This is a genomic window from Streptomyces sp. NPDC044719 (assembly GCF_056433405.1).
The window spans coordinates 94,164-106,130 of sequence record NZ_JBWKHE010000003.1 but is presented as its reverse complement, the minus strand read 5'-3'; the positions used below and the strand labels follow the sequence as shown (position 1 = coordinate 106,130).

General features: G+C 70.2%; 12 protein-coding genes. 5 read left to right on the top strand and 7 right to left on the bottom strand.

The window, feature by feature from the left end; genetic code table 11:
- Positions 1 to 23 precede the first annotated feature (23 nt).
- A complete protein-coding gene (locus AC07DF_RS12035) occupies positions 24 to 1,520 on the top strand; it encodes an MFS transporter (protein ID WP_478969664.1) in 1,497 nt (498 codons plus the stop codon).
- Between the two features lie 151 nt (positions 1,521 to 1,671).
- Positions 1,672 to 2,436: a TetR/AcrR family transcriptional regulator gene (locus tag AC07DF_RS12030; protein ID WP_478969662.1), complete on the top strand. Its 765-nt coding sequence runs from the start codon at positions 1,672 to 1,674 to the stop codon at positions 2,434 to 2,436.
- A 6-nt stretch (positions 2,437 to 2,442) separates the two neighbouring features.
- Here AC07DF_RS12030 and AC07DF_RS12025 read toward each other — a convergent pair whose 3' ends face one another.
- Positions 2,443 to 2,913 (bottom strand): PPOX class F420-dependent oxidoreductase, encoded by a 471-nt coding sequence (locus tag AC07DF_RS12025; RefSeq protein WP_432962407.1) that lies wholly within the window; start codon positions 2,911 to 2,913, stop codon positions 2,443 to 2,445.
- Positions 2,914 to 2,923: 10 nt separating this feature from the next.
- Positions 2,924 to 3,277 carry an STAS domain-containing protein gene (locus tag AC07DF_RS12020; RefSeq protein WP_478970953.1) on the bottom strand — a complete coding sequence of 118 codons (354 nt, stop codon included), beginning with the start codon at positions 3,275 to 3,277 and terminating at the stop codon, positions 2,924 to 2,926.
- A gap of 216 nt (positions 3,278 to 3,493) precedes the next feature.
- Between AC07DF_RS12020 and AC07DF_RS12015 the strand changes: the two genes are divergently transcribed.
- Positions 3,494 to 4,216, top strand: coding sequence for an ANTAR domain-containing protein (locus AC07DF_RS12015; RefSeq protein ID WP_478969660.1), 723 nt, complete (start codon positions 3,494 to 3,496; stop codon positions 4,214 to 4,216).
- Between the two features lie 56 nt (positions 4,217 to 4,272).
- Positions 4,273 to 4,983 carry an ANTAR domain-containing protein gene (locus tag AC07DF_RS12010; protein WP_478969658.1) on the top strand — a complete coding sequence of 237 codons (711 nt, stop codon included), beginning with the start codon at positions 4,273 to 4,275 and terminating at the stop codon, positions 4,981 to 4,983.
- On the opposite strand, the gene AC07DF_RS12005 is transcribed toward AC07DF_RS12010, so the two are convergent.
- The 3 genes from AC07DF_RS12005 to AC07DF_RS11995 all read right to left on the bottom strand — a co-directional run bounded on the left by AC07DF_RS12005 (position 4,966) and on the right by AC07DF_RS11995 (position 8,925).
- The gene (locus tag AC07DF_RS12005; RefSeq protein WP_478969656.1) at positions 4,966 to 5,787 is read right to left on the bottom strand and encodes a YceI family protein; all 822 of its coding nucleotides are present in this window, start codon (positions 5,785 to 5,787) and stop codon (positions 4,966 to 4,968) included. The two genes, AC07DF_RS12010 and AC07DF_RS12005, sit on opposite strands and share 18 nt — an antisense overlap.
- Before the next feature lie 89 nt (positions 5,788 to 5,876).
- Positions 5,877 to 8,339, bottom strand: a complete 2,463-nt coding sequence (locus tag AC07DF_RS12000) for an MFS transporter (protein WP_478970951.1) — start codon at positions 8,337 to 8,339, stop codon at positions 5,877 to 5,879.
- A gap of 97 nt (positions 8,340 to 8,436) precedes the next feature.
- Positions 8,437 to 8,925, bottom strand: a complete 489-nt coding sequence (locus tag AC07DF_RS11995; protein ID WP_478969654.1) for a MarR family winged helix-turn-helix transcriptional regulator — start codon at positions 8,923 to 8,925, stop codon at positions 8,437 to 8,439.
- A gap of 215 nt (positions 8,926 to 9,140) precedes the next feature.
- Between AC07DF_RS11995 and AC07DF_RS11990 the strand changes: the two genes are divergently transcribed.
- A complete protein-coding gene (locus AC07DF_RS11990) occupies positions 9,141 to 9,341 on the top strand; it encodes a hypothetical protein (protein ID WP_454364940.1) in 201 nt (66 codons plus the stop codon).
- 438 nt (positions 9,342 to 9,779) lie between these two features.
- Here the strand turns inward: AC07DF_RS11990 and AC07DF_RS11985 are convergent, their stop codons facing one another.
- Both AC07DF_RS11985 and AC07DF_RS11980 read right to left on the bottom strand, forming a co-directional pair.
- Positions 9,780 to 10,682 carry an RNA polymerase sigma factor SigF gene (locus AC07DF_RS11985; RefSeq protein ID WP_478969652.1) on the bottom strand — a complete coding sequence of 301 codons (903 nt, stop codon included), beginning with the start codon at positions 10,680 to 10,682 and terminating at the stop codon, positions 9,780 to 9,782.
- Between the two features lie 267 nt (positions 10,683 to 10,949).
- Positions 10,950 to 11,828, bottom strand: a complete 879-nt coding sequence (locus AC07DF_RS11980) for an RNA polymerase sigma factor SigF (RefSeq protein ID WP_478969650.1) — start codon at positions 11,826 to 11,828, stop codon at positions 10,950 to 10,952.
- Positions 11,829 to 11,967: the final 139 nt, after the last annotated feature.

Here is an 11,967-nt window from a genome sequence, read left to right as displayed (position 1 = left end):
GGAGCTGTTCTACGGTGTACAGCATGACGACGTCCCCACAGGAACACGCCCCACCACAGACGGCTTCCGGCGGCCACCCCCAACGCTGGCTGATCCTCGGTGTCATCTGCCTCGCGCAGCTCACCGTGCTGCTCGACAACACCATCCTGAACGTGGCGATCCCCTCGCTCACCCGCGAGATGAACGCGACGACCGCCGACGTCCAGTGGATGATGAACGCCTACGCGCTGGTCCAGTCCGGCCTGCTGCTCACCGCGGGCAACGCCGCCGACCGCTACGGCCGCAAGCTGTTGCTGATGTCGGGCCTGGCGATATTCGGCGTGGGCTCGCTGGCGGCCGGCCTCTCCCAGAGCCCGGGACAGCTGATCGCGGCCCGTGCGGGCATGGGCGTCGGCGGCGCGCTGCTGATGACCACGATCCTCGCCGTCGTCGTGCAGATATTCGACGACGAGGAGCGGGTGAAGGCCATCGCGCTGTGGTCGACGGTCAGTTCGCTCGGTTTCGCGGCCGGGCCGCTGATCGGCGGAGTGATGCTGAACCACTTCTGGTGGGGCGCCATCTTCCTGATCAACATCCCGGTCGCCGTGCTCGGCCTGGTCGCGGTCGCCGCGCTCGTCCCCGAGTCCAAGCACACGGCGGGCGACCGGCCCGACCTGGTCGGCGCTGTGCTGTCGACCATCGGCATGACGGCGTGCGTGTACGCGATCATCACCGGGCCCGAGCACGGCTGGACGTCCGGCCAGGTGCTGGTCTCCGCGCTGCTCGGCCTGGCCGTACTCGGTCTGTTCGTGATGTGGGAGCTGCGCATCGACAACCCCATGCTCGACATGCACTTCTTCCGCAACCAGAAGTTCGTGGGCGCGGTCGCGGGCACGATCCTCGTGGCGTTCGGCATGACGGGGTCGCTGTTCCTGCTCACGCAGCACCTCCAGTTCGTCCTCGGCTACGAGCCGCTGGACGCCGGGCTGCGGACGGCGCCGCTGGCGCTGACCGTCGTCGCGCTCAACTTCACCGGGCTCGGGGCGAAGCTGGTGCTCAAGGCCGGTACGCCGGCGGCCATCGCGCTCGGTATGACCCTGGTGTCCGCGGGGCTGGCCGCGATCGCGCTGTTCGGCGGGCACGGGTACGGCGGGATGCTGCTCGGTCTGGTCGTCATGGGTGCGGGTGTGGCGCTGTCCATGCCGGCCATGGCCAACGCGATCATGAGTGCGATTCCGCCCGAGAAGGCGGGTGTGGGAGCGGGGATCAACGGGACGCTCGCGGAGTTCGGCAACGGCCTCGGTGTGGCGGTCCTCGGCGCCGTGCTCAACTCGCGGTTCGCGTCCCTGGTCGCCGTCTCCGCGGCGTCGTTGCCCGCGGCGCTGGCGGCGGCGGACTCGGCGGAGGAGAAGGCGCGGATCTCCGACGCGTTCGCCTCCGGCCTGGAGAGCAGTCAGTTGGTGGGGGCGGTTGCTGTTCTGTTGGGTGGTTTGGTCGCGGCGGCGTTGCTGCGGCGGGCCGAGCGGGCAGAGTCCGCGTAGGAGCTCGGGGTGTGCCGTCGTCTTGCGGGTGCGGGTTCTTTGTGGCTGGTCGCGCCCACGCGGCGGAGCCGTATATCGACACGGCCCGCGCCCCCAAGCAAAGACGGGGCGCCTAGCATGATCGGCGTTGGAAAGTCAGGAAAGGTGCGCCATGGCGAAAGCAGCCGACAAAGCCGCCCGGAGCAGTGTGTGGCTGGACGGCAAGGCGCACCGGCGGCGCGGTGGCGGGCAGCCGTCGGGGCTGGACCGGGACCGGATCACCGAGGTCACGGCCCGGCTGCTGGACGCCGAGGGGCTGGCCAAGTTCTCGATGCGGCGGCTGGCCGGTGAGCTGAACGTCACCGCGATGTCCGTCTACTGGTACGTCGACACCAAGGACGACCTCCTCGAACTCGCCCTGGACCAGGTCATGGGCGAGATGCGGCTGCCCGACGTGGAAGCCGACGAGGACTGGCGCGACCAGGTGCGCGCCCTCGCCCGGGAGTACCGCGGCCTGCTGGTGCGTCACCCCTGGGTGTCACCGCTGGTCGGCACGTACCTCAACATCGGCCCCAACAACCTGGCCTTCTCGGGGACGGTCCAGCGCGTCGTCCGCAGGACCGGGCTGCCCGCGAAACGCCTGACGAGCACGATCTCGGCCGTCTTCCAGTTCGTCTACGGCTACGGCACGCTGGAGGGCCATCTCGCGACCCGGGCCGCGGCCGGCGGCATGAGCGTGGACGAGTACTTCCAGCAGGCCCTGAGCACGGTGACCGCCGCCCCGCAGGCCGCCGACGTCGTCCGGGAGTCACAGGAGATCATGGCGGCACGCGGCGGCGACACGGTCGCCGAGATGCTGGAACGCGACTTCGAGTACGCGCTGGAGCTGCTGATCGCGGGCATCGAGGCGATGGTCGCCCGCGAAGCGAACGCCTGATCCCCTTCAGTCTCCTTCCACCAGCCGCGCCGGGAACCCGCCGGTGGCCACCGGCCCCCAGCGCTCCGGTGTGATCCGGATGATCGACTTGCCCTGCTTGGCCATGGCCGCGCGGTACTCGTCCCAGTCGGGGTGCTCACCGGCGATGTTCCGGTAGTACTCCACGAGCGGTTCGATGGAGTCGGGGGTGTCGACGACCTCGGCGGTGCCGTCGATCTGCACCCACGGGCCGTTCCAGTCGTCGCTCAGGACGATCAGGCTCACGCGCGGGTCCCGCTTGGCGTTGCGGGTCTTGGCCCGCTCCGGGTACGTGGAGACCACGATCCGGCCGGAGTCGTCGACGCCGCAGGTCAGCGGCGAGCCCTGGGGGCCCTCATCGGCCCGGCGGGTCAGCAGGATCGCGTGGTGCCGTGGGCGTACGAAGTCGAGCAACTCGTCGAGGGAGACACGGGTGTTCGTCGCGATGTTCGGTGCCATGGGCGGCAGCCTACGACGCCATCGCCTCCGCGAGGTTGTCGTACACGGGGACGTCGCGGCGCAGCCCGGTCAGCTCCAGGACGCTGCTCGTGACGCCGTCGGGCCGGGCGACCAGGCGCACCCGGGCCCCGGGGCGCAGCCGGTGGCGGATGTCGTTGATGAGGCGGACGCCCTGGGAGTCCATGAAGGACGTGCAGGAGAGGTCGAGGACGAGCAGTTCCAGCCGGTCACCACGGTCCCGCGCCGCGGACATGATGAGCGGCAGCAGCTCGGCGGCGTTGCAGAAGTCGATCTCCGCGGGCATGGTGAGGCAGACACGGCCGGGCAGGTCCCGCGGTTCGGTGGGATTCGGGATGAAAGTCACAGCACTCACCTGGCAGACGTTCGTCCGGATTCCGGTAAGGCCGCTTCCTGACCCGTGGGCCCATTCCACCACGCCGGGGTACGGGTGCGGAAGCGCCTGTCGTGGCCGTCGGCCGGACGTCACCTGGACGCAACCGAGCAGCTAGAGTGCTGTCCGTCCTGTGCTCGCAGTCGGGAATGTGCTGCGGAGCTCTCCTGCGCACGGCCATGGCCGTGCATGCCGAAGAGGTTCGTGGTGGCTGCGTCCGACTTTCCTGATTTGCCCCGTTTTCCGGTTGGCTTCGAGCTGGCCGATGCCCTGACGGTGGCGTCTCAGCAGCTGCACGAGACGCTCACTCCCCACAACACCCTGCGCACGGCCGTACGGCTGGCCGTGCACCTCATGCCCGGGGCCGAGCACGCCGGCGTCTCCGTGCTCGAGCGCGGCAGCCAGCTCCGCACGCTCGCCTGGACCGACGAGGTCGTGCGCTCCGCCGAGGCCCGGCACACCGGCCGCGAACCGCACGGGCACTGGGAGCGGTTGTGGAACACCCCGGTGGCGCGGATAGGGGACAGCGAGACGGACGACGGCTGGGACGTGCTGTCGGCCCTGGGGCTGCGCTCGGCGCTGTCGCTGCGGCTGCGCGCCGACCGCCGCCGGCTGACCGTGCTCACGGCCTACGCGCGCAAGCCGGGCGTCTTCGACGAGGACGCGACGCGCATCGGCCAGCTGTTCACCGCGCACGTCAGCATCGCCCTGGCCTCGGCGACCGAGCGCGAGCAGCTCACCGAGGCCATGCACACCCGGGACCTGATCGGCCAGGCCACCGGCATCCTCATGGAACGTCAGGGCATCGACGCGGCCGCGGCCTTCGAGAGCCTGGTGCGGGCCTCCCAGCGGGAGAACGTGAAACTGCGCGAACTCGCCCGCCGCATCGTCAGCACCCACAACACCACCTGAGGCGAGCCGGTCACGTCGGGGGCGTGCGCGGGCGGCGACGGGATACCCGTACGGTCATGACTTCCGAGACGTCCGACACGCTGGACCAGGCGATGGTGCGCAGCAGTGGTCTCGACACCCTGCTGCACGATCTGACCGACCGTGCGATGCGAGAGGTGCCCGGCGCCACCGCGTGCAGTATCACGGTGCGCCGTGCCGGGCGGCTGCTCACCCTGGCCGGCAGTGACGGCCTGCCCAGCGGCCTGGATCTGCGCCAGTACGAGAACGGTTCGGGACCCTGCGTCGAGGCCGCCGAGACCGGCGCCGAGCAGTACGCCCCCGATCTGTCGACGGAGTCCCGCTGGCCGGCCTACACGCGGTTCGCGCTGTCCGTGGGCGTCGGGTGTGTGCTGGCCGTGCCCATCGACCTCGAGGGCGAGACGGGCGCGGCGCTCAACTTCTACGGCGAGCGTCCCGGGGCGCTGGCGGCGGGCCGGGAGGCGGCCCGTGCGTTCGCGGAACGGGCCGGGGACGCGATCGACGTGGCGCTGCGGATCGAACGCGGGCGCCAGTCCGCGGCCGATGTGCGCACCGCGCTGCTCTCCCGCAGCGTCATCGACCAGGCGATCGGCATCCTCATGGCCCGGGAGCGGATCGAGGCGCGTGTCGCGCTGGAGCGGCTGCGCCGGATCTCACAGGACCGGAACGTCAAACTCCGCGATCTGTGCGACCAGTTGGTGGCCAGAGTGTCCCGGCCGGCGGGCCCGGCCTCAGACCGCCGGAAGTGACTCGCCCTGCACGGCCTGGATGTCCAGCTCCACCTTGAGCGTCGTACCGATGGCGGCGATGCCGGCCTGCAGGACCTGGTTGTAGTTCATCGCGAAGTCCTCGCGGTGCAGTTCGGTCGTGGCGCGGAACGCGGCCCGGGTACCGCCCCATGGGTCCGGACCCGTGCCGAGGTAGGCCAGATCGAGATCCACGGGCCGCACGACACCGTGCATGCCCAGCTCCCCATGCACGGTCCACCGGTCGGACCCGGCCGCCGTCAGCCCGGTCGACCGGTAGGTGATCTCGGGGAACCGCTCGACGTCGAGGAAGTCCGGCGACTTCAGGTGCCCGTCGCGCATGCTGTTGCCGGTGTCGACGGACGCGGCCCGGATCACCGCCTCCACACGGGACTTGGTGACATCGTCCGGGGCGATCTCGATCGAGCCGGAGAACTCCGTGAACCGGCCGTGCACGCTGGAGATGCCCAGGTGCTGTGCCACGGCGGCCACGCTGGAGTGCGCCGGGTCAACGGTCCACGGGCCGGGCGGCGGCAGTTCGGTGCCGCCCTGCCGCGCCAGCGTCACCGTGCCGACCTCGGCCCGCCCGCTCGCCGTGACGATCACACTGGAGGCCGCGGGCGCGTAGCCCACAGCCGTGACGATGACGGTGTACGCCCCCGCCTCCAGCGGCGTCGCGTCCCGCACGGCGCCCTCCGCGTCGGCCTCGGCACGCAGCACCTGCGCACCCCTCATGTCCGCCACCGTGACGACCGCGTGCGACACGGCCCAACCGTCCCGGGTACGGATCCTCGCGGTCAGTCCCATCTCAGCTACTCCTCAGAAAGAAACCGGCCCACGACAGGGGGCGCACCTCCGCTCAGAGCGCGCCCACCTGTCACGGGCCGGGGTCGTTGCTACTCGCCGGGGTGGGCGAGTTCGATGTCGTGGGCGTCGTCGCCGCGCCCGGCCACCGTCAGGGCGGTGGCCACCGGCGGATAGCCCGTGGCGATCACGGTGTACTCGCCGCCGTCCAGGTCGGTGAAGGCGTACGCCCCGTCCGTGCCGGTCGTGGCCGAGCCGACGACGTTGCCCGCCTGGTCGACCAGCGTCACCCGGGCGTCGGCCAGCGGACCGTGCGGGGCGCGGACGACACCCTGGACGCGGGCGCCCGAGTCCAGGTCTATCTCGACCCGGGTGACCCCGGTGCCGCCCACCTCCACGGGCAGGGCACGCGGCCGGTAGCCTGCGGCGTTCACCGCGACGGTCACCGCCCCCGGCACCAGCTCGGCGAAGGTGAACTCGCCCTGCTCGCCGGTGGTCCCGTTGGCCAGCAGATCGCCACGCACATCGGTCACGATGACCATCGCGTCCTTCACCGGCAGCCCGTTCTCGGCGGCCCGCACCAGACCGGTCAGCCCGCTGGTGCCGCTGAGCAGGATGTCGTAGGCGACCGGCTCGCCGTTCACCACGACCGTGGACGCCTGTGGCTGGTAGCCGTCGGCGGAGGCGATCAGCACGTACGACCCGGAGCCCGGGGCGTCCACCGCGTACGAGCCGTCGGCCTGTGCCACGGACCGGCCCAGCTGACGCCCGGCCAGCGAGATCAGCGTGACGGCGGCCCGCGGCACCGGCGCGGACTCGGCGCCGCGGACGAACCCCTTCACGGGGACGCCGTGGCCGCCGCCGGAGACCTCCTCCGGACGGACCGCCGTGGCGACGGCGGCGAGCCGCTGCGTGCCCTCGGCCCCGGTGCCGTCGACGGCCTCGCTCTCCGCCACGGCCCAGCTCGGCACGGCCTTCTCCGAGGCGGGAGTCTCGACGGCCGCCGCGGCGGGAACCTCCGCAGCCGTCTCCGGCTCGGCGGCCTGCGCCAGCCCACCCTTCGTCTTCAACGGGACCTCCTTGATGAACAGCGACACCAGCAGGGCGAGCAGCGCCAGCGGGGCCGAGTAGAGGAACACGTCCGCGACACCGTGGCCGTAGGCGCTCTCCACGACGGTGCGCAGCGGAGCGGGCATCGCGTCGAGGTCGGGGATGCCGCCCCCGCCCGTGCCGGCGTGACCGAGGGCCGCGCCCTTGGGTCCGAGGTCGGCGAGGCCGTCCTTCACATAGTCGGTGATCTTGTTGCCCAGGACCGCGCCCAGCGCCGAGACGCCCACGGCACCGCCCAGGGACCGGAAGAAGGTCACCGTGGAGCTGGCGGCGCCCAGGTCGCCCGGCTCCACCTGGTTCTGCGTGCAGAGCACCAGGTTCTGCATCATCATGCCGATGCCGAGGCCCATCAGCGCCATGAAGGCCGCGATGTGCCAGTACTCGGTGTCGTACCGGATGGTGCTCAGCAGGCCGAGGCCCGCGGTCACCAGCACACCACCGGCGACCAGCCACGCCTTCCAGCGCCCGGTACGGGTGATGACCTGCCCGGAGACGGTGGAGGAGACGAACAGGCCGGCGATCATCGGAATGGTCATGACCCCGGACATCGTCGGCGACTTGTCCCGCGCCAGCTGGAAGTACTGGCTGAAGAACACGGTCCCCGAGAACATCGCGACACCGACGAACAGGGAGGCCAGGGAGGCCAGCGTGATGGTGCGGTTGCGGAACAGCCGCAGCGGGATGATCGGCTCACTGGCCTTCGCCTCGACGAGCACGAACACCGCCAGCAGCACAACCGAACCGCCGACCATCGCGTACGTCTGCCAGGACAGCCAGTCGTACTTGTCACCGGCGAAGGTCACCCAGACCAGCAGCAGGCAGACGGCCGCGGTGATGAAGAAGGCTCCGGCCCAGTCGACCTTGACCTTCCGCTTCACCACGGGCAGGTGCAGGGTCTTCTGCAGCACGATCAGGGCGATCACGGCGAAGGGCACGCCGACGTAGAAGCACCAGCGCCAGCCGAGCCAGTCGGTGTCGGTGATGACACCGCCGACCAGCGGACCGCCGACCATGGCGGTGGCGAACGTGGCGCCCAGGTAGCCGTTGTAGCGGCCGCGCTCACGCGGCGAGATCATCGCCGCCATGATGATCTGGGCCAGTGCGGACAGACCGCCCATGCCGATGCCCTGGACCGCGCGGAACGCGATGAGCATGCCGGGGTTCTGCGACATGCCCGCCGCCGCCGAACCCAGCACGAAGATGACCAGGGCGACCTGGATCAGCAGCTTCTTGGAGAACAGGTCGGCGAGCTTGCCCCACAGGGGCGTGGACGCGGTCATCGTCAGCAGGGACGCGGTCACGACCCAGGTGTAGGCACTCTGGCCGCCACCGAGGTCGCCGATGATCCTGGGCAGGGCGTTGGAGACGATCGTCGACGACAGGATCCCGACGAACATGCCGAGCAGGAGGCCGGTGAGGGCCTCCATGATCTGCCGGTGCGTCATCGGAGCGCCGTCGCCGGAGGAGCTGTGCGAGCCTCCCCCGTGCTTGGCATGAGCCCGCACACCGGCTGGTGTGGTCGTTGCCATGGGCTTCCTTTTCTTACGTGCTTGCGGGTGTACGGGTGGTCTGTTCGACAACGGGTGGTGCCGCCCGGGACGCGGGCCGGCAGTCGAAGCTCTCCCGCAGCCGTGCCATCAGCTGCGTGAGCCGACGGACGTCCTCGTCGGACCAGTCGCTCAGGCGCTCCTCGAGCACCTCGGTGGTCCGCCGGGACAGCTCGTCGAGCTGTGCGTCGCCCGCGGGCGTGAGGCGCAGGATGCGTGAGCGCTTGTCCGCGGGGTCGGGGGAGCGTTCGATCCAGCCCCGGTCCACGACGTGCGCGACATGGCGGCTGGTGACCGACATGTCCACCGCGAGCAGCTCGGCGAGCTTGCTCATGCGCATGTCGCCATGGCGGCCCAGCAGGGTCAGCACGGCCGCCGACCCGCCAGGGCACTCGGCCGGCATGATCCGGCCGAGCTCCCGCTTCACGGCGCCGAAGGCACTGAACTGGCGGACCAGCTCTTCGTACTGCGCCCTCTCGGCCATGACACCTCCCGCTTTCGTTGCTTAGGGCAACCATAGGAGCTGTTGGTTGCTGAAGGCAAATAAAGGAGGTGAATGCGGCATCAAAACTTGGCAAAGGCAAGTATTGCGTCAGTAAATGTGCTGGTGGCGAGGGTGGCGGTACCGGTCGTCCGGGGGCAAACGGAAGGCCCACCCCCACTTGGGGAGCCCCGGCGTTTTCGCTAGGGTCTCGGGCCATGGCTAACAACCAGGCCCCCCAGGGCAATCACGACCCTGCCGGCAACACCCAGATGTTCCGCGCGTTCGTCGACGAGGCGCCGCAGGGGCGGCAGGCCGCGGCGACGGGCGCCGGCGGCGGACCGCGCATCGGCCTCATCCTCGGCGTCGTCGTCGCCGTAGCGATCGTCGCGGCGGTGGCTTGGCTGGCGCTGGCGTAACAAGCACGGCCGGTTTCTCCGGCCGCCCGGCGTCTCTGCTGAGGCCGGGTGGGTGCGCAGCCCGGCGGAGCGGGGTGCCGCCGGGCCCACCCGTGCCGCCCTGGGGGGCACCTCCCAGGCCCTTAAGGCACTGGGGGAGGCACGCATGCCCGCAGCGGGGACGGCGGCAGCAAGCGGCAGCCGGAGGCGGGAGCGAGGACGCGCCCGCACCCGCCGGACGACGCAAGGGGACGTGTCGGGGGGTGTCCGCCCGCAGCGGTTGTCGCGTCAACGAACAGTCAGTCGGCGTGGCACCCCATCGCGACGTTCCGAGGACGGACACCCCCCGGCGCGGCCCCGACCCACCCCCGGCGAGTAGGCGCTACGCGCACCCCCACCAAAGGGCCACAGGCCGCCGCAGGCATCGCGACGGCCGTGCCACGGAACCCGAACCCGCGGTCAGTCCGAGATCAACCCTTCCCGCAGCTGCGCCAGCGTCCGCGTCAGCAGCCGGGAGACGTGCATCTGCGAGATGCCGACCTCCTCGCCGATCTGCGACTGGGTCATGTTCGCGAAGAACCGCAGCATGATGATCCGCCGCTCACGAGGCGGCAGCTTGGCCAGCAGCGGCTTCAGGGACTCCCGGTACTCCACGCCCTCCAGCGCGGTGTCCTCGTACCCCAGCCGGTCCGCCAGGCTGCCCTCGCCACCGTCGTCCTCGGGAGCCGGCGAGTCCAGCGAGGACGCCGTGTACGCGTTGCCCACGGCGAGGCCGTCGACCACGTCCTCCTCCGACACGCCCAGCACGGCCGCGAGTTCGGTGACCGTCGGGGAGCGGTCGAGCTTCTGGGAGAGCTCGTCACTCGCCTTGGTCAGCGCCAGCCGCAACTCCTGCAGCCGCCGCGGCACCCGCACCGACCACGACGTGTCGCGGAAGAACCGCTTGATCTCGCCCACGACCGTCGGCATCGCGAACGTCGGGAACTCCACCCCGCGTTCGCAGTCGAACCGGTCGATCGCCTTGATCAGCCCGATCGTGCCGACCTGGACGATGTCCTCCATCGGCTCGTTCCGCGACCGGAACCGTGCCGCGGCGTACCGCACCAGCGGCAGATTGAGCTCGATCAGCGTGTCACGGACATACGCACGCTCGGGGCTGTCCTCGTCGAGCGCGGCCAGCCGCAGGAACAGGGAGCGGGACAGGGTGCGGGTGTCGATGGCGCCCGCGGCCGGCAGGGCCGGGACGGGCTCGGCCACCAGTGCCGGAGCATCATCGATGGGGCCGAGTGAGTCGAGAGCATGGGGAGCTGTCTCGCTCTCCGCGAGCGTGAGCACCTTCGAGCTGCCCTGTTCTGCGGACATGCCACCCCCTTTGGGTCGCGGGACGGTCGCGGCGAACGCTCCCGTCTGAGGAACGCAGCCTTCACCTGAATACCGGCGCCGAAGCCCCGGCAAACGCGCTTCCCGCAGAATGTCACATGTCGGCAACACGCTGTAGTGACATGTCGACATCTGAGACGCGAATCCGCCCTGCAAACAAGGGGTCTGACGGCCTGTCGGCCCGCAACCGCCGGGAACGCCCTGATCAGCGATTCCCTCGCCCAGGTGACCTCTCGCTCCTGTTTGCGGTTATGCGTCGATCCGGTTCGCAGACCGCAACCGCTGGAAGCTACGCGCGAGTAGCCGCGAGACATGCATCTGCGAAACTCCGAGCTCCGCACTGATCTGAGACTGCGTGAGATTGCTGTAGTACCGCAGCAGCAGAATTCGCTGCTCTCTTTCGGGCAGCTGTACGAGCAGATGCCGTACGAGATCCCGGTGCTCCACGCCGTCCAGCGCGGGATCCTCGTAGCCGAGCCGGTCCAGCAGCCCCGGCAGCCCGTCGCCCTCCTGCGCGGCCTCCAGCGAGGTCGCGTGGTACGACCGCCCGGCCTCGATGCAGGACAGCACCTCGTCCTCGGTGATGCGCAGCCGCTCGGCGATCTCCGAGGTCGTCGGCGTACGCCCGAAGGAGGTCGTCAGGTCCTCGGTCGCGCTGTTGACCTGCACCCACAGCTCGTGCAGCCGGCGCGGCACATGGACCGTACGGACGTTGTCGCGGAAGTACCGCTTGATCTCGCCGACGACCGTCGGCATCGCGAACGTCGGGAACTGCACACCCCGGTCCGGGTCGAAGCGGTCGATGGCGTTGATGAGCCCGATGGTGCCGACCTGGACGACGTCCTCCATCGGCTCGTTGCGGGAGCGGAAACGGGCGGCCGCGTAGCGCACGAGCGGGAGGTTGGCCTCGATGAGCGCCCCCCGCACCCGGTCGTGCTCCGGTGTGCCCGGCTGGAGTTCCTTGAGCTGGGCGAAGAGGACCTGCGTGAGGGCGCGGGTGTCCGCGCCACGGCTCCGCTGGGGAGTCGCTTCGGGGGAGGCTTCCGAGGAGGGTGCCTGAGGCGCAGTACTGGCCAGCACGGTCAACTCCACCTCGTCATCCGTCAACCCATCAGTCAACTCTTCCATCAAAAGCGGTCATAGCATCACAAGACATGTCCACTGTGTGCAAGCACCCCATAACTACGTGTTGAGGGATGAAATACCTCTCGAACCGCCTCGCGCCACGGAGAAGCCCCCCGTCGGAACGACGAGGGGCGCGAAGTGC

Excerpts from the sequence above, each read along its gene's own strand:
- AC07DF_RS12035 (WP_478969664.1), top strand. The coding sequence starts at position 24 with ATGACGACGTCCCCACAGGAACACGCCCCACCACAGACGGCTTCCGGC.
- AC07DF_RS12030 (WP_478969662.1), top strand. The coding sequence starts at position 1,672 with ATGGCGAAAGCAGCCGACAAAGCCGCCCGGAGCAGTGTGTGGCTGGAC.
- AC07DF_RS12025 (WP_432962407.1), bottom strand. The coding sequence starts at position 2,913 with ATGGCACCGAACATCGCGACGAACACCCGTGTCTCCCTCGACGAGTTG.
- AC07DF_RS12015 (WP_478969660.1), top strand. The coding sequence starts at position 3,494 with ATGCCGAAGAGGTTCGTGGTGGCTGCGTCCGACTTTCCTGATTTGCCC.
- AC07DF_RS12010 (WP_478969658.1), top strand. The coding sequence starts at position 4,273 with ATGACTTCCGAGACGTCCGACACGCTGGACCAGGCGATGGTGCGCAGC.
- AC07DF_RS12005 (WP_478969656.1), bottom strand. The coding sequence starts at position 5,787 with ATGGGACTGACCGCGAGGATCCGTACCCGGGACGGTTGGGCCGTGTCG.
- AC07DF_RS12000 (WP_478970951.1), bottom strand. The coding sequence starts at position 8,339 with ATGACGCACCGGCAGATCATGGAGGCCCTCACCGGCCTCCTGCTCGGC.
- AC07DF_RS11995 (WP_478969654.1), bottom strand. The coding sequence starts at position 8,925 with ATGGCCGAGAGGGCGCAGTACGAAGAGCTGGTCCGCCAGTTCAGTGCC.
- AC07DF_RS11990 (WP_454364940.1), top strand. The coding sequence starts at position 9,141 with ATGGCTAACAACCAGGCCCCCCAGGGCAATCACGACCCTGCCGGCAAC.
- AC07DF_RS11985 (WP_478969652.1), bottom strand. The coding sequence starts at position 10,682 with ATGTCCGCAGAACAGGGCAGCTCGAAGGTGCTCACGCTCGCGGAGAGC.
- AC07DF_RS11980 (WP_478969650.1), bottom strand. The coding sequence starts at position 11,828 with ATGGAAGAGTTGACTGATGGGTTGACGGATGACGAGGTGGAGTTGACC.